The following is a 17403-nucleotide window of genomic DNA, read 5'->3' on the forward strand; positions in this document are numbered from 1 at the left end:
AATATACAATCAATTACGATTTGCCCGGTTTTACAACAGGTTCATTTTAATGTAAATAGACCTGGTATGCTGGTTGAATTCAGGATTTCACGGGGACCTTGGAGCCTTCGTTGATTTCCATCATAATTTCCGCAAAAATTTCCATTGATTTTATCCGGTCCTCTGGACTGTACATAATGGATGATACAATGACTTCGTCCACATGGGTTTCATCGATAAAGTCCTGAACCTGCTTTTTGACCGTGTTTTTGCTGCCTATAAAAGAATAACGCGTCATCTGCATGATGGAGGGATGCTGACGGACTTCTTGTAAACTGGTCGACATTTTGGTTGGTGGCTCGATATGCTCGGACGGTGTGCCGGACAATATATTGATTACCAAACGTAAAGCTGAGGTGTACAAGCGTTCTGCCTCTTCATCCGTATCCGCAATGATCACATTTATACCCGCCATGGTATACGGTTTTTCCAAGACTTTTGATGGCTGGAATTTTTCTCGATATATGCGCAGTGCCTCAAACAACTGGGCCGTGGCAAAGTGGCTGGCAAAGGCATAGGGCAGGCCTTTTGCTGCCGCCAAGTGCGCACTGCTGGTGCTCGAACCAAGAATGTAAAGGGGCACATCGACACCCTCGGCCAAGGTTACCCGAATCTTGGCAGACTTGTTTTCCGGGGAAAAATAGGTTTGTATTTTTTCAATATCATTGGGAAAAGAGTGGGTAGCGCCAATAAATCCGGGATTTATGGCATGGGCTGTTTGCTGGTCCGTTCCCGGGGCCCTGCCCAGGCCTAGGTCGATACGGCCGGGGAACAGGTTGCCCAAGGTCCCGAATTTTTCCGCGACGACAAAAGGGGAGTGGTTGGGCAACATGACCCCGCCGGAACCCACACGGATGGTCTTTGTGGACTGTGCCACATGACCGATCAGAATTTCGGGAGCACTACTGGCAATTGCGGGCATGTTATGATGTTCCGCAAACCAAATACGCTCAAATCCGAGGGTTTCCGCTTTTTGCGCCAAGGCAACTGTGTTGTTATAAACTTGAGGTATACTGCTGCCTTTTGGGAGAACGGCAAGTTCTAAAATGGAATAGGCAATCTTCTTTTTTTGATCCATATATTTATATATATCGATGTGTTGATGAAATAAAAAATTATAATTTTTGGAGTGCGTTCAAGTAACTGTCCATTACTTTTTTGTTGAGGGAGTAAAAATAGAACCTGCCCTCTTTCTGTGGCATGATCAAGTCCGCATCCACTAATTTTTTGATATGATGACTTACCGATGGCTGCGATAGGTTTAAGAACGAGATAATGGCACTGCACTCCAGTTTTTCCTCGCACGATTGAATGGCCTTTATGATTTTAAGGCGATTGGTATCGCTCAATGCCTTCGATATTTTTTCTACCTGCTTTAGATCCAAAATGATAAATTATATTGAAACATGTAAATGTATCAATAAATTGGATTAGGGAAAAATCTAAGGTCTTAATTTGATCATAAAGTTTGTTTTGGGGACAATGAACAGTTAATCAGCATAAATCCTTATGATGATGTGCAACTGTCCATTGCCTCCTTGACTTTAGTTCTTTAAAAATGAACACCTCGCTTTTTAAACCAATTTCATGGTCTTGGGGTCCCAGTTCATTATTTTTTTATCAAAATAGCTGGTATTACAGGCCAATGCGGGAGCTGCCGCCCTAAATCCGAACTCAGCATCTTCTACTACCGTTTTACCTGTCCTGATGGCATCAAAGAAATTGGCAAAATGGTCCAAATGGTCACTATATCCCTCAGGAGCCTTATAGATTACATCGCCTTTGGGTTCTCGCTGTTGCTGTTCTTTGGTCCATTTGGCATTATAATCTGCTTTAAGCTCCTCCTGCATTTTTTGTGAAAAGGTAAAAACCGAATCGTAACCCCCAAAGCCCGGGGCTTCTGGCATTTTGCTATACCCTACGGTAATATCGTTCCTATTTATGGTCATGGTTCCCTCCGAACCAATCAATTTTATGACTTCCTGTCCGCCGGTCCCACTGATAAAATTCACTTGCAGGTTCAACTGGAAAGGAGGGTGTTCCTCACTTTTTGGATATTGCATCACACCGGACATCACATCTGGCATGTTTCTGCCATCGTTCCAATAGCTGAACTGCCCCGTGCTGTAAATACTTTCCGGACCTTTTGAGTTGGTAATAAAATGGGTGCCGCTCAATAAGTGGATATAGAGATCGCCCGCAACACCGGTACCGAATTCCTTAAAGGCCCTCCACCAAAAGAATTTTTTGGCATCAAACTCCATTTTATCGGTTACTTCAATAAAGGTATCCCAATCGGTGGTTTCTGCGCTGGCGTCGTTAGGAATGGTGTATTGCCATGCCCCAATGGAACTCTGACGGTCCCATGCGGCCTGCACCATGTTGAGGTCTCCGATTTCTCCTGCCGCCAAAAGTTCCTTGGCCTTGGCATAGCCAACACTGCTCACCCTTTGGCTACCCACTTGTAGTACCTTGCCCGATTTTTTGGCGGCTTCCATAATGGGGTAGCCTTCACTGATCTTGTGGATCATGGGTTTTTCCAGATAAACATGCTTTCCTTTGGCCAGTGCATCCAGCGTAATTTGCGCGTGCCAGACATCCGTAGTACAAATAAGAACGGCATCCACATCGTCCCTGTCCAACAAGTCTTTGTAGCTTCTTGTGGTGTAAAGGTCTTTTCCGTACTGTTCCTTCGCATTGACCAATCGTCCGGGATACAGATCGCAAATACCCACAAGCTCAACACCGGGTACCTGTAGTGCGGTTGAAAGGTCTAAGTGGCCCTGGACACCATATCCGATTACACCTATTCTTACCTTATCGTTGGAGCCAAATCCCTTTTCATATCGCAATATGCGTTCTTCGGCTTTTTCTTGAGCAGCAAAAGATGCGAATGGGGTAGCGGCGGAAGCCAATGTTGTGGCTCCGATCTGGCGTAAAAACTTTCTTCTTTTATTTGAGTTCTCTTTTTTCATTGATTTTGGATTATTCTAACTGAACTAGTTGACCGAGTAACTGACAAAGGCCACTTTTTTGCTATCTGGACTCCATGAAGGTACATTAATGGTACCCTGTCCTCCGTAAAAAACCGGTGTAATATCTTTTATGGCTTTTGTTTCGACATTCATGAGCCTCAATTTTACTTGTTTCCCGAACAAATGCTCCTGTTTTTGGTCTGAAGTATAAGCAATGTACGCGATCCACTTACCGTCGGGGGAGGGGTGGGGAAACCAATTGGAATTAGAATCAAACGTCAACTGTTCTTGTTTTTTTCCATTGGTCAACATACGCCAGATCTGCATATGACCGGATTTATAGGAATTGTAATAAATGTATTTTCCGTCCGGGGAGTATTCGGGACCATCATCCAGACCATCGGCCGTGGTAAGCCTTTTTTCCTTTCCGCCATTCACATCGATGGTGTACACATCGTAGTTGCCGTTTCGTTCCGCACAATACGCCAATCTTTTTCCATCGGGAGACCATCCGTGCCAAAAGGACATAACCTCCGAAGTTACCCGCTTGGGCGTTCCCCCCTCAATGGGCAACACGTAGATTGCGGATTTATAGGGTTTGGTAGAAGGGTCTGTCCTATCATTATGGCTTATGGCCAACCATTTGTGGTCGGGAGAGAACCCATGGTCGTTATTGCACTGATCTGCAAAGCCGGTATCCAATAACTTCAATTCCTTTGTTTCTAGATGTAAGGTGTATAGCTTGCCCTTACTGTTGACAATCAAATAATTGTCCGGGTGCCAGTTTGGGGCTTCAAAATGCTTGTTTATGTTCAGTACGGTTTCGATTCTCCCAGTTTCAATGTCAACCGTTTGTATATAGCTGGTGGTATCAATTTTGTTTTCCGGGGGATGATCAAAAGAGTGGATGGACTGACCGACCATTTTCCATTCTCCCTTGAATTTTTCCAACAATCGGATTTCAAAAGATAGCGATTCCTTACCGGCAGTGTCCACGGATACCTCGTCGTGGCTTACCCATGCAACATGGTCATCGATTTTTATCTTATGGTTGGAATGGAAGGCAAAGCCTCCGTTGCCTATCATATTTTGTGGAGGGTCTATCATGGTCTGTACCGGCACATCTATGGTGCGCCCGTTTGCTGTGGATACCATAACGCGACTGTAGGGCCGCTCGAGCCAGCATTCGGCATGCTCTTTTTTGTCCCCGGTTCTCCAGGTGAGCCCTTCTTTTTCCAATAGTTTGATAATGGCCAGCGAATCTTCCACATGTTGGGCATTTAAAATAGGGTAAAGGAAAATCCCAAAAAGGACCAGGAAAAGCTTTTGTAACCGAAGTGAATTAGGAAGAAAAAGGCATTCCTGAAGATGAAAAAATATCTTCATGATAAGGTTGTTTAGTTTTGGTGCGGCATAAAGATACATTTTAGTTCCTTAAAAAAGAACCGTTGGATTTTATGGTTTGTACTCCCTCGGGTTGCAATTAAGGTTCTTGCAAAATGGTGAAGCAATGAAAATGAACAACCTATCCTTTTGATAGGCTGACTTCAAAAACGGTACCTTCCAATGGTTTGCTCTGTACGGTTATTTGTCCTCCCATCGATTCAATTTGGTTTTTTGTGATAAAGAGACCAATGCCCCGTGCATCTTCATTTCTGTGGAAGGTTTTGTACATGCCAAAAATCTTTTCGCCATGCCTGTCCAGGTCTATTCCCAATCCGTTGTCCTTTACCTGCAAAATGACATGTTCCTCGTTTTCCCATGCTTTGATGGATACGGTATTGATGGATTTGTCCGGATCTTTGTATTTTATGGCATTGGAAACCAAGTTTAGGACAACGCTTTCCAGATAGGCCAAAACCCCTTTTACCTTCAGTTCTTCCGGCACCTCAATATTGATTTGCACATTGTTTTTATCGATAATGGCCTGGATGTCCATCAATATCTTTTTGACTACATAGGACAATTGTATCGACTTTAGTTTTTTGTCCGTTTCTAATTTTACCTGAACCACTTCGTTGAGGTGTGTAATGGTTTCATTAAGGCCATTGGAAGCCCTGGACAACATGCCCAAGCTCTCCATTTTTTCATCCTCGCCAAGGGTCTCATCCATTAAAAAACTACAGATCATCGTTAAATTGGCGGCATGTGACCTTAGGTTATGGGATACGATATGGGCAAAATTCAACAAGCTGTTGTTTTGGTTGGTAGACAGCTCAAGAAGGTTCTTTAATTTTTTTTCCGCTTTGATCCTGTCCGTAATGTCTACAATTTGCGATATGAAATGGGATATTTGTCCGTGGATATTTCTTGCGGCCGTAACGGTGAGGATTACATGGACGATTCGGTCGTTTCTATTAGAATATCTTTTTTCAATTTGATAGGTACTTCTTTTTCCCTCAATAAGTTCGTTTAACAAGGAAAGATCTATTTCAAGGTCTTCGGGGTGCGTGATGTCCTGGAACTTTAGTTTCAGGAGCTCATCTTTGGTATATCCCAAACTGTTGCACAGGCTTTGGTTAACATTTAGGAATTCAGCTTTTGGTCCCACCAAGGCCATACCTATTGATGAATTTTCCAAGGTTCCTTGTAGCGATTCCTCGCTTTTTACCAATTGGAGCTGGGTGGTTTTTAATGTGGTGATATCCTCATTGATGCCGATCATTTTTATGGCGGTTCCATCGGAATCGCGAACAACCGTTGCTTCTACCTTGATCCACCTTGTTTCGTTATTGGGCCATTGTATCCGGAATATGCTTTTTAAATCCGAAGTTCCGTTAATGGCATCGCCCACCTCTCGGGAAATCTGCTCTTTGTCATCTGGGTGCACACAAGATTCCCAAGCTTGATAGACTCCATCAAAATTTGCTTTGTCAAGACCATATAATAAATACATGTTCTCGTCCCAATGTACTTGGTTGTTTACGATATCAAACTCCCAAATTCCAATGCCAGCGGTTCGGGTGGCCAATGACAACCTTTCACTGATCTTATTGAATTCAATTTCTGTTTTTTTCTGTTTGTTGATATCTTGGAAAGTCCCGACGATCCTCACACATTTGCCATTGATCATTTCCGGTTCCCCAATGGCCCTTACCCAAATTTCCTTGCCCTTGGCAGTAACTATTTGCAATGTGGTATCCCAAGGTTTTCCATGTTCCACACCTTCTTGCACAAGTTTCGTAATGGTCTCCCGGCTATATCCTTCTTTATAAAATGAAATGCCCTTTTCCAAATCGGGCACATAATCTTGAGGTACTTCGTGAATTTCTTTGGTGATTTGCGACCAATAAATGGTTTTTTGGACAAGATCGACCTCCCAACCACCGATACGTACCACTTGCTGGGATTTGATCATAAGGCCCTCCTCCAATCTTTTATGTGTAATATCCTCGAGAATTATGAGAACGCTCGCTTGGGTATGCTGGTCCACGTGTATGCTACTTGTTTTCCAATCGTACCATTTGGAATACCCGTTTTCCAAGGTCAACCTTTTGGAACCCGACCGATGTTCGATGCCGTCCAAACATAATTTGATGTCTTCTTTCAATTCATCGGGCAATTGCGGCATTATCTCAAAAAAACCTTTTCCGGTTATGTCAGGGCTTAATTTGAATTGATTTAGCCATTGTATGGAGAAATCGACAACTTTTTCCTGCTCATCTATAATGGCAAAAGGGATGGAGGTATCGTGAAAGGTTGATTGGTTGGTGGTCATTCAAGGGAAGTTTCAATCTAAAATATTAAATCAAAATTAAACCTACAATAATTTTGGTGCTCCCGGTCTTCAATTCTAGGCTTTCTTGAAATGACATTTTTTGTCGTTTTTCAATATCGGTCAATTAAAGCACATTGATGTTTAACCGATACTTTCAAATGAAGATTCCTCAAGAACTTTTCAAGTAGGATTTCTTAGGCTTTGGCCTTCAAGTATGGATAGAGCAAAAATCTAGATGCTATTAAAAGGATAAAGGATTTCAAAAAAAATCAACAGTTTTATATTATTTAAAGATTTTTTTATAATTTGTTAAAGTTTTTTGGTAGTATTTCTATTGGTTTTTTATAACCAGCAAAGGATTAATACAACTTTCCTTTATTAAATCCGCTCTAATGTGTATTGGAGAGGATTCGTCAGACATGGCACTTTTTCGTTAATGACCGCGGCATATCCATTTATTGAAAATTGGTTAGGCCAACAGTTCAGAAAATAAAGGTTTATGACTAAACAAACATGGGACCGAGCAATTTTGCAACCATGTTTATGTCATATGACTAAAAGAAAGGCGAAAAAATGAACCATAAAAATAGCTTTGATAGTGAATCTTACTTGATCGAGCAGTTAAAAAATGGCTGCAAAGATGCCTATGGCCACCTTTTTAAGCTATACCATAGGGAACTTTGCAATTATATGACGGCCATTACAGGGAATCCAAAAATGGCTGAGGACCTTGCTCAGCAGACCTTCATAAAAATTTGGGACAATCGATCAAAACTGCAGATTGAAACAAGCAAATTGAAAAGGTATATTTTTAAGGTAGCCTACAATTTGTTCATCGACTCCAAACGAAAGAAGAAAAAAGAATTTGAGCTTCTCGAAACTTTAAAAGAACAGGCTTATTTGGATTTGACGGATGCTGATACTTCTTTGTTCGAGGAACGGCTTAAAAGAGTGGAAAAGGAAATCAACAATCTTCCCGAACAGTGCAAAAAAGTCTTCATAATGAGTAAAAGGGAAGGACTCAAATACAGGGAAATCTCCGAACAGCTCCATATTTCCATCAAGACCGTAGAGGTGCACATGGCCAAGGCAATGAAACGTCTTAGGGCCCAGCTTACCAGTTTTCTTTAGCCATCTCACGGATTACTACCTTCAATATTCTTGATCTAAAAAAGAATATTCCACACTTTAAATGTTAAAAAAATAAATTTCTGTAAGGGTTTTTTGGAATTGTGGCGTCTCTTAATAAAAGTGACAAAAATTTTCAGATGACCAAACTTGATATCAGAAGAATAATTACCAGGTATATCAACCAAGAGGCTTCGCAGGAAGAATTGGCCATTTTGTACGAGTGGATCAAAAAAGGGAACAACCAAGAGGTTTTCAAAAAATTGGTACAAGCAGATTTTCTGGTCAACTACGAGGAGAGGTCTTGGGAGTCTGAAGAGGCCTTTGAGAACTTTCTACATACCATTAAGGAAAAAGAGAATAAAAAAGTCAGGCCATTATATGCCGTTGGCGGTCAATTATGGAAATATGCGGCAATAGCCGTAATCATTATAGGGTCGTCCCTGTTCTTTTTGATCAATCAAGATAGTCCGATTGCAGTAACGACCGACCTGGACCCGAATCAGATTACCCTTCAATTGGAAAATGGCGAAGTATTGACATTGGACCCGGAATCCGACGCCACACTGCACAGTAAAAATGGCAATACGGTAGTTTCCTTGGTCAAAGGGGTTTTGAGCCAAAAGGATGAAAAACCGGCTAAGGGCAAGACAAGAAAAAACACGATCAGGGTCCCCTATGGTAAAAATCTTTCCGTAACCCTTCAAGATGGTTCGGTAGTTATGCTGAATTCTGGTTCCAGTATGACCTATCCATCCAACTTTTCCGGAATGGACAAAAGAGAGGTATATCTACAAGGTGAAGCATTTTTTAAAGTAGCGAAGAACCCAGACCAACCTTTTATAGTTAGAACAGAACGCATGTACACCCAAGTTTTTGGTACGGTATTCAATGTATCGGCCTATGAAGAGGATGGGACCAGCGAAGTGGTCCTGGTTGAAGGCTCGGTGGGAGTGGGCGCGTCCTTGGAGCAAAAAGACGGGGATATGCAAATGCTGGAGCCCTCTCAAAAAGCTTCAAAAGTAGATGGTGATGAAAGGAATTTTGTAGTGGAGAACGTGGATGTTACGCCATACATCTCTTGGACCAAGGGGATATTGACGTTTGAGAACGAACCCATGGACAAAATCATTAAAAGATTGCAGCGCCAGTACAACATCAAGATTGTCAATCAATATCAGGAATTGGACAACAGAAGGTTTACGGGAATGTTCGATGAGGAGGATATAGACCATGTGCTGCGCACCATTCAGGCGCACACCCACTTTAGCTACGACAAAAACGCAAACTTAATAACGATTAACAAACCTAATTAAAAACAGTGCCTATGACATAAAAACCAATAGACCAAAAAACAAATACTTAACTAGACCAATTCAATTATGAAAAAAACCAAAACTAAATATGCATTAGCGCCAAGACTGGGCAAAAAAATCCTTTACGGCTTTTTCCTACTGTTTATGTTCGGCCAGGTCAGTGCAGCTTCGTGCGCACAATATGACAAAGTGGCCATGCGCTTCGATAACACCAAACTAAGCGATGTATTCGAAACTGTGACCGAAACAACGGGCTACAAGTTTTTTTATGAGGCCACCGAAGTGGACGTGAACAGAAAGATTACCATTAATGGTGAAAATCTTTGTGTTGAAGACTTTTTTGCCGAAGTGTTCAAGAATACTGATTTGACCTTTGAAATTATCGCAAGACAAATCGTGATCAAGAAAAGGGACAAAACACTTCCCAATCTAATTCCACAAAAGAAAATTGATACGAGCAATCCGCAATCCAACCTAACAGGTCTTGTTTTGGACGAAGCGGGAATTCCGCTTGCGGGAGCCAGTATCATTGCCAAGGGGACAAGTACGGGAACCACCACCGATTTTGATGGAAACTTTACGATTACGTTGCCTGCGGGAGTAACCATTATCCAAGTATCCTACATCGGTTATAAACCCAAAGAAGTAAATGTGGCAGGTCAAACTTCCATAACGGTAAATATGGAACAAGATGCCGCTGCCTTGGAAGAAGTGGTAGTTGTGGGATACGGTACATTGGCCAAGACCAAAGTAACGGGTTCTGTGGTATCAATAACTCCTGAAACCATTGTCGAAGTTCCGGCTTTGACCCCTGAGGGAGCCCTTATCGGTCAAGTATCCGGAGTTCAGGTGCAAGAGGTTTCCGGTGAGCCAGGTGCTGCACCGAACATCAGGGTAAGGGGTTCCGGTTCCATTTCTGCTGGCAACGATCCGTTGTTCGTGGTAGATGGAATACCAATCTCCCGAAACCTGACATCCTCGAGCCAATTGGGAGGAGTGGCCAATAGAAGAGCGACCTTTCAACCACCGACAATTAACCCATTGGCTACGTTGAACCCTAACGACATAGAGTCCATTCAGGTTTTAAAAGATGCCAGTGCGGCCGCAATCTATGGTTCCAGAGGTGGTAACGGAGTGTTGTTGATCACCACGAAAAAAGGTGCCAATGGTGACGAAGGTGTTTTTTCCTTTGATTCTTATGTGAGCATGCAATCCGTAGCGAACAAACTGGATTTGATGAACGCACAAGAGTTGATAGATTTTACCAGAGACGCCAGAAACAACAACTACCTCCAATCTGTTGAAGGAGCTTCCATAGATGACCCGATCGGGCCAGGCGACAGGGGAAATGGCAACTACGAGATGCCGGAATCCTTTGTGAACTGGGACGGTACGGATACCGATTGGCAAGACCTGATCTTTAAGACAGGAGTGGTACAGAGCTACAACTTTTCCTATGCATCTCCCGTTAGGAACAAAACAAGTTTTTACGCCTCTACCGGATATTTTTCACAAACAGGTATCATAGACAAGGCAAAATTCGAGCGTTACTCTGCTCTTTTGAACCTCAACTCACAATTGTCCGAAAAATTGAATTTGGATTTTAGATTGGCGCCAACGGTTACGGAAAACCAAAGGGTACCAGCTTCGTCCCCGTATTTTGCAACACCTCCAGGTATTGTGTATTCGGCAATCGTACACTCGCCAACGGTGAGTCCGTACAACCCGGACGGTACCATCAACCAATTGAACAACCAATCTTATTTGGGCAGTGGAACCACTACAGCTAGTAATCCATTGGCCATCATCGAAGCGGTGGACGATCAAATATTTCAGTTTCAGACCCGGGGAACCTTGGGGTTGACCTATGATATTCTTCCAGAGTTGAGCTTTAAAACATTTGGAGGAGTGTACATCAATCTGTTCAACCAGGATTTTTATCGTGCGAACACCTTGCTGTACAGAAATTCAGCGGACGGCAACCCTTATGGACAAGCGTCCTCATCTACGGAGACCAACTGGCTTTGGGAAAATACGCTTAACTGGAAGAAAGAATACGGAGACCATTATGTAGATGCCGTTTTGGGATATACCGCCCAAAAGGACAACCTTACCTTAAAACAAGTATTGGCAAACAACTATCCGGACGATCTTGTTCCTACGGTCAGTGGAGGCCAAGTTTTTGGGGGCACTTCCGTTAAAGAACAATGGTCCTTGCTATCCTCACTTTTTAGGGTCAACTATAGCTTTAAGGATAAATACCTTTTCACAGGAACCATACGTTCCGATAAATCATCCCGATTTGGAAAAAACAACCAAACAGGATACTTCCCTTCCTTTTCAGTGGGATGGAGATTGAACGAGGAGTCATTTTTGGAAGACTCCGAAACGGTTTCCGAGTTCAAACTTCGTTTAAGCTGGGGTCAGACAGGGAACTTTGAGATTCCCAATTATGGAGCAGTTGGATTATTGTCCCCCCAGAACTATAACCTTGGAGGAAACGAGATCAACGGTCTTGTGCAGAGCACGATTCCAAATCCAAACCTTACCTGGGAAAAGTCGGAGCAAATCGATGCCGGTATCGAACTTGGATTGTTCAATAATAGGGTCTTTCTTTTGGCCGATTACTACGATACCAAAACAAGAGATCTATTGTTGAATGTGGCCATTTCCTCAGTTTCTGGATTTGAGACCACGTTAAGGAACCTTGGTGAAGTACAGAACACAGGTTTGGAAGTGGCGTTGAGCACCAAAAACTTTGTTGGCGATTTCACTTGGAACACGGACATTAACTTTTCCACCAACAAAAATGAGGTGCTTTCCCTAAACGAAGGGAACGAACCCATCTATTCATCAGGTAGTGCCGGGGTTAGGCACGTGACCAGGGTAGGTGACCCCATTGGTAGCTACTATGGCTATGTAGTGGACGGTATCTATCAGTCCCAAGAGGAAATCGATAATGCTCCTTTTGATACCCAGGCTCCTGATCCGGCGCCGGGTGATTTCAGGTACAAGGATATTGATGGTGATGGAGAGATAACTCCTGATGATAGAACGGTGACGGGAAGTTACTTCCCTGATTTTACATGGGGTATCAACAACAGACTTACATTTAAGAATATAGATTTCAGCTTTTTGATCCAAGGCGTGGAAGGCAACGAAATTCTGAATCTGACGTCCAGGCACATGAAAAATGGTGAGGCCAATTTTAATTCCTACGCTATTTTTAATGAAAGGTGGAGGTCTCCTTCAGACCCTGGCAATGGTTCGGTTCCAAGAGCTGATAGGGAGTCAGGAAACCATGGAAACAATAATAGGCCATCCTCTTTCCAAGTTGAAGATGGGTCATATGTACGATTGAGAAATGTGACCTTGGGTTACACTTTGCCGACCGAAAAGTTTTTTGGAAGCAAGATTCAGAAACTTAGGTTCTATGTTACTGCCACCAACCTCTTTACCATTACCGATTATCTTGGTTACAATCCAGAGGTTAGTAGTATTACAACGAATAGTTTAACACCTGGGGAGGATTATGGTGCATTTCCATTGACCAAGTCTTTCACCATGGGGCTAAACCTAAAGTTCTAACCTAAAAAACGGAAAAAATGAAACGAATTCTATATATAATGCTATGCACGGCCCTATTTACCGGGTGTAGCGAAGATTTTACAGATCTCGCCCCAATTTCCAACAGGAACGAGGCGGACTTTTATAACTCTTCGGACGATTTTCAGGTCGCCATCAATGCCAGTTATGCCGGGCTCCAGAGTACCGGTGTATACGGACGGGGCTACTGGACCATGTTCGAAATGCGAAGCGACAACACGGACCAAGGTCCTGATGCCACTGGTTTGGCCCGTCAGTACACCGAGATCAACTCTTTTACCGAGGATGCGCTCAATGAGCAGATTACTTCGGCTTGGAGCGAATCTTACCGGGTAATAGCCAATTGCAATGTCATCTTGGAACGTATTCCATCCATAGAAATGGAAACATCGCTACAAAACAGGATTACAGGGGAAGCCCTTTTTATCCGTTCCTTGGTATACTATCACATGGCCATTGGCTTTGGTAACATTCCTTTGCAACTTACACCCTATATTTCGGGAGATGAACTGGTGCAGGTAGATGAAAATACCGTGTTGGAACAATTGGTCACCGATTTGACAGAAGCAGAAGCAAATCTTCCCATATCATATTCCGGAAGCGAAGTGGGCAAGGCCACAAAAGGCGCGGCAGCTACTTTGCTTGCGAAGGTATTGTTGACTTTGGGAAATGATTCTGCTGCTGAAACCGTTTTGAGACGTATCATAAACAACTATGGTTACGAATTGCTTCCCGATTATGCCGATTTATGGGGCGTTGCCAATGAGAACAATGCCGAATCCATTTTTGAGGTACAGTACATAAGCGGAGGCATCGGTCAAGGAAGTCTGTTTACAAACGACTTTTCACCAAGTACCGATCTACAGACCGGTTCCGGATTTGGTAGAAATCGCCCAACGGTCTCTATGATGGAGGCCTATGAAGATGGAGATCTTCGATACGAAGTTTCCATGGGGGCCACCTATGAAAATCTTGAGGGGGAAATCGTTGAGGCTAGACATGTGCGAAAATATCAGTCCGATCTCGCAGTGGAAAATGATTCCGACATCAATTTTGTGGTATTCCGATATGCCGATGTATTGCTTATGCTCGCAGAGGCTTTGGGGGAAACTCCTGAAAGTTATGAATTGATCAACGAGGTAAGGAACAGGGCCGGTTTGGAAGATATCGATGCATCGACCCCAGGTACCTTTGAGGAAAAACTGCTTCACGAAAGAAGGGTAGAGCTTGCTTTTGAAAACCACAGATGGCCAGACCTTAAGCGTTTTGGTGCTGTAAACAAGGTTGTGGAAGCGGAGGACTTTATCACGAATACAAGGGAGTATTTCTTTATCCCGCAGAGGGAAATGGATATCAATCCAAATTTTGTACAAAACTAGAAAGTTGAATTATTAAGAAGAATGTTTTCATTCATTAAGTTAGTTTGATTGAACCCGGGACCATGGATTACCTACTTATACCTATGGGTAAATCAATATCCTAACTGTTTGAAACATGGCTGAAAAATAGTTGTCCATAGGGGCGACCAGCCCAAGAATTGTAAAATTTTAACGAACCATATATCAGTAAAACAATGAGAAAATTAATAATGGCCGTTTGTTTATGCTTTGCATTCACAACGATTCAGGCCCAACAGAAAAAAGTCTTGAATATTTTGGCCATCGGGGCACACCCGGATGACTGTGATTCCAAATTTGGTGGAACCGCCGCACTATTTGCCAAAATGGGACACAACGTTAAGTTTTTGGCGTTGACCAATGGAGATGCCGGACATTATGCCATGGGCGGGGGCGTTTTGGCCAAAAAGCGTAGACAGGAAGCCAAAGATGCCGCAAAAGCATTGGGCATTGCAGAGTATGAGGTACTCGACAACCATGATGGTGAATTGTTTCCAACCTTAAATGTGCGTTTGGAAGTGATCCGTCGTATTCGTGACTGGGATGCGGACATCGTGCTTGGATTAAGGCCGAACGATTATCATCCTGATCACAGAAATGCAGGTTCCGTAGTGCAAGATGCCGCCTATATGAATATTGTGCCCAACGTTGCACCGGATACACCACCACTTGAAAAGAATCCTGTTTTTCTTTACATGAGCGACCATTTTAAGAAACCTTATCCATTTCAGAAGGACATCGCTGTTATTGTGGATGATGTGATAGACACCAAGGTAAAAGGCCTGGCCGCCCACGATTCCCAAATGTTCGAGTGGTTGCCCTGGACCAATGGGGTAGATATTTCCACCATTCCTACCGGTGAGCAGGAACGTTTGGATTGGCTGAAAGAAAAATGGATGAACAGAAAGCCGGACCCAAGCACTTTGGAGGCCGTTAAGAAATGGTATCCGAACGTAGATGTGTCCAAAGTAAAGCAAGTGGAATTCTTTGAAATCTGTGAATACGGAAAACAACCGACGGATGAGGAGATAAAGGAAATGTTCCCCATGTTGGGATCAAAATAAAAAGCACTGACCACCCAGGTAGAATCCAATTAATTAACCAACCAACTTACAATGGAGACCAGCAAGCCCACGACCAAAAGATACATCCATATTATCGGGTTGGTAATGATCGTATTTTTTGTAATATCCTTCATTACCAATATCCTGAATTCCATAATTGTGGATGTAAAGGATAGTTTTGACCTCAGCCTTACTTTAACAGGCCTATTGCCGTTCACTTTCTTTATCGCATATGGCATTATGTCCATTCCGGCAGGCTTTTTATCCGAAAAGTATAGCGAGAGGACATTACTTTCCATATCATTTTTGGTCATGGCGCTTGCTTCCCTGGGTTTTGCATTGCTTCCCCAATACGGTATTTTTAGTATTACCTTGTTTGTTTTGGGCTGTTGTATGGCCGTTCTTCAGGTAATCATTAACCCAATGTTGCGCGTGGCAGGGGGCGAGGAACATTTTGCCTTTAACTCCGTGCTGGCACAATTGGTCTTTGGTGCAGCATCTTTTTTAAGCCCTTATCTGTACAAATATTTGGTAAGAGAGGACAATCAAGGCGATGCATTGGCCGAAACGCTTAGGGGATGGGTGCCCCAAGATTTGCCATGGGCATCCCTTTATATTGTGTTTGCGGCTATATCATTGCTGTTGTTCATCTATGTCTTTTTGACCAAATACCCGAAGTTTGAAAAGACCGAAGAGGAAAAAGCCGGCGATTCCAGTTCGTACTGGGATCTTTTAAAGAACAAATGGACCATTCTTTATTTCTTGGGTATTTTTTGCTACGTGGGAACGGAGCAGGGGGTAGGGAACTGGATTTCCCAATTTCTGAACCAATATCACGGCCTGGACCCTCAAACTGTTGGTGCCGATACGGTATCCTATTTTTGGGCAATGCTGACGGTAGGTTGTCTTTTGGGACTATTGCTGTTAAAATTTATGGATAGTCGAAAACTTCTCATTTTGGCCACATCCATAACCATAATAAGCCTAATCGTTGCCTTGACAGGATCGGCGCAAATGGCCTTGATCGGTTTTCCCATGGTCGGGTTCTTTATCTCCGTAATGTACTCCATCATATTTTCTTTGGCATTGAACTCCGTAAAAGAGCACCACGGCTCGTTGTCGGGCATTTTATGCACCGGTATTGCCGGCGGGGCCGTAATCCCCTTTATCGTGGGAGGACTGGGAGAGCTCATATCCTTGAAATCGGGAATGTTTTTTTTGATGGTTCCTTTGGCCTTTATCCTTACCATCGGATTTTGGGCAAAACCATTAGTGAACAATAAGACCATAAGCTTAAAAAAGGACTAGTGGAAAACAACAGGGGTACGGTGATTGGTGTCGACATTGGAGGCACCAAAATTAAAGCGGGAAGGGTTCAGGTCGACCAAGTGGTACAAAGCAGCCTTGTTTCTGTGAACAAAGAGGCCACCGAAGCAGCTTTGCTCTCCACTCTTTTTGAAACCATAGATGAAGTTATGACCGATTCCGTAGAAGCCATTGGTATTGGAGTTCCGGCCGTGGTGGACCCAGATACCGGTGTTGTATATGATGTACAGAACATCCCTTCATGGAAACAAGTTCCACTGAAGAATCTTGTAGAAAAGCAATTTAATGTTCCGGTGCACTTGAACAATGATGCCAATTGTTTTGCATTGGGCGAAAAATACTTTGGAAAGGCCAAAGGTCATAAAGATTGTGTGGCATTATCCCTAGGTACGGGACTCGGTATGGGTATTTTAATAGACAATAAGTTGTACAACGGTGTTTTGTGCGGCGCAGGGGAAGTGGGCATGCTTCCCTATAAAAATGGAATTTTGGAGCAATATGCAGGCAGTTTCTTTTTTCAGCAGGAATATGGCCAGTCAGCCAAGGTCCTTTATCAAAAAGCTTTGGAAAACGATGATGTGGCCCTATCCGCTTTCAGCGAGTTTGGGGTGCATTTGGGAGAGGCCATCAAGGCCATTCTTTACCTGTTTGCCCCGGAAAAAATAATACTGGGCGGCTCCATAAGTAATGCATACCCTTTTTTCAAGGACGCTCTGCAAGAGGCCCAAAATTCATTTGCCTATCAAAAACAATTGGAAAATTTTAAAATCGAAACATCAGATTTGGTGGATTCGCCCATTCTGGGTGCAGCTGCACTATGTCTGTAAAATGAAT

Annotated in this window: 12 protein-coding genes; 7 read left to right on the forward strand and 5 right to left on the reverse strand. The window is 43.1% G+C overall.

Features of this window, described 5'->3' with window-relative positions; all coding sequences use genetic code 11:
- Positions 1-79: 79 nt before the first annotated feature.
- The 5 genes from SD449_RS18595 to SD449_RS18615 all read right to left on the reverse strand — a co-directional run bounded on the left by SD449_RS18595 (position 80) and on the right by SD449_RS18615 (position 6732).
- Positions 80-1117, reverse strand: coding sequence for an LLM class flavin-dependent oxidoreductase (locus SD449_RS18595; protein WP_318312755.1), 1038 nt, complete (start codon positions 1115-1117; stop codon positions 80-82).
- Positions 1118-1154: 37 nt separating this feature from the next.
- On the reverse strand, positions 1155-1424 hold the full coding sequence (locus tag SD449_RS18600; RefSeq protein ID WP_318312757.1) for an ArsR/SmtB family transcription factor: 270 nt from the start codon (positions 1422-1424) through the stop codon (positions 1155-1157).
- A 189-nt stretch (positions 1425-1613) separates the two neighbouring features.
- On the reverse strand, positions 1614-3014 hold the full coding sequence (locus tag SD449_RS18605; protein WP_318312758.1) for a Gfo/Idh/MocA family protein: 1401 nt from the start codon (positions 3012-3014) through the stop codon (positions 1614-1616).
- Between the two features lie 24 nt (positions 3015-3038).
- A complete protein-coding gene (locus tag SD449_RS18610) occupies positions 3039-4400 on the reverse strand; it encodes a TolB family protein (RefSeq protein ID WP_318312759.1) in 1362 nt (453 codons plus the stop codon).
- Positions 4401-4539: 139 nt separating this feature from the next.
- Positions 4540-6732: a PAS domain-containing sensor histidine kinase gene (locus SD449_RS18615; RefSeq protein WP_318312760.1), complete on the reverse strand. Its 2193-nt coding sequence runs from the start codon at positions 6730-6732 to the stop codon at positions 4540-4542.
- A 573-nt stretch (positions 6733-7305) separates the two neighbouring features.
- Here SD449_RS18615 and SD449_RS18620 point away from each other — a divergent pair.
- The 7 genes from SD449_RS18620 to SD449_RS18650 all read left to right on the forward strand — a co-directional run bounded on the left by SD449_RS18620 (position 7306) and on the right by SD449_RS18650 (position 17396).
- A complete protein-coding gene (locus SD449_RS18620) occupies positions 7306-7863 on the forward strand; it encodes an RNA polymerase sigma factor (RefSeq protein WP_318312762.1) in 558 nt (185 codons plus the stop codon).
- 137 nt (positions 7864-8000) lie between these two features.
- Positions 8001-9176, forward strand: coding sequence for a FecR family protein (locus SD449_RS18625; protein WP_318312764.1), 1176 nt, complete (start codon positions 8001-8003; stop codon positions 9174-9176).
- A 66-nt stretch (positions 9177-9242) separates the two neighbouring features.
- Positions 9243-12764, forward strand: a complete 3522-nt coding sequence (locus tag SD449_RS18630; RefSeq protein WP_318312766.1) for a TonB-dependent receptor — start codon at positions 9243-9245, stop codon at positions 12762-12764.
- Between the two features lie 17 nt (positions 12765-12781).
- Positions 12782-14161 (forward strand): RagB/SusD family nutrient uptake outer membrane protein, encoded by a 1380-nt coding sequence (locus SD449_RS18635; protein ID WP_318312767.1) that lies wholly within the window; start codon positions 12782-12784, stop codon positions 14159-14161.
- A gap of 194 nt (positions 14162-14355) precedes the next feature.
- Positions 14356-15243, forward strand: a complete 888-nt coding sequence (locus SD449_RS18640) for a PIG-L deacetylase family protein (protein ID WP_318312769.1) — start codon at positions 14356-14358, stop codon at positions 15241-15243.
- Positions 15244-15294: 51 nt separating this feature from the next.
- The gene (locus tag SD449_RS18645) at positions 15295-16551 is read left to right on the forward strand and encodes an MFS transporter (protein WP_318312770.1); all 1257 of its coding nucleotides are present in this window, start codon (positions 15295-15297) and stop codon (positions 16549-16551) included.
- Positions 16551-17396: an ROK family protein gene (locus SD449_RS18650; RefSeq protein WP_318312771.1), complete on the forward strand. Its 846-nt coding sequence runs from the start codon at positions 16551-16553 to the stop codon at positions 17394-17396. The genes SD449_RS18645 and SD449_RS18650 overlap by 1 nt, the downstream gene beginning before the upstream one ends.
- Positions 17397-17403 lie beyond the last annotated feature (7 nt).

It is taken from the genome of Flagellimonas crocea (assembly GCF_033441595.1).
GTDB classification, from domain to species: Bacteria; Bacteroidota; Bacteroidia; order Flavobacteriales; family Flavobacteriaceae; genus Flagellimonas; species Flagellimonas crocea.

What these genes read in the sequence shown, in the direction of transcription:
- SD449_RS18620 (WP_318312762.1), top strand. Translation starts at nt 7,306, where the DNA reads ATGAACCATAAAAATAGCTTTGATAGTGAATCTTACTTGATCGAGCAG.
- SD449_RS18635 (WP_318312767.1), top strand. Translation starts at nt 12,782, where the DNA reads ATGAAACGAATTCTATATATAATGCTATGCACGGCCCTATTTACCGGG.
- SD449_RS18615 (WP_318312760.1), bottom strand. Translation starts at nt 6,732, where the DNA reads ATGACCACCAACCAATCAACCTTTCACGATACCTCCATCCCTTTTGCC.
- SD449_RS18630 (WP_318312766.1), top strand. Translation starts at nt 9,243, where the DNA reads ATGAAAAAAACCAAAACTAAATATGCATTAGCGCCAAGACTGGGCAAA.
- SD449_RS18605 (WP_318312758.1), bottom strand. Translation starts at nt 3,014, where the DNA reads ATGAAAAAAGAGAACTCAAATAAAAGAAGAAAGTTTTTACGCCAGATC.
- SD449_RS18610 (WP_318312759.1), bottom strand. Translation starts at nt 4,400, where the DNA reads ATGAAGATATTTTTTCATCTTCAGGAATGCCTTTTTCTTCCTAATTCA.
- SD449_RS18645 (WP_318312770.1), top strand. Translation starts at nt 15,295, where the DNA reads ATGGAGACCAGCAAGCCCACGACCAAAAGATACATCCATATTATCGGG.
- SD449_RS18625 (WP_318312764.1), top strand. Translation starts at nt 8,001, where the DNA reads ATGACCAAACTTGATATCAGAAGAATAATTACCAGGTATATCAACCAA.
- SD449_RS18640 (WP_318312769.1), top strand. Translation starts at nt 14,356, where the DNA reads ATGAGAAAATTAATAATGGCCGTTTGTTTATGCTTTGCATTCACAACG.
- SD449_RS18595 (WP_318312755.1), bottom strand. Translation starts at nt 1,117, where the DNA reads ATGGATCAAAAAAAGAAGATTGCCTATTCCATTTTAGAACTTGCCGTT.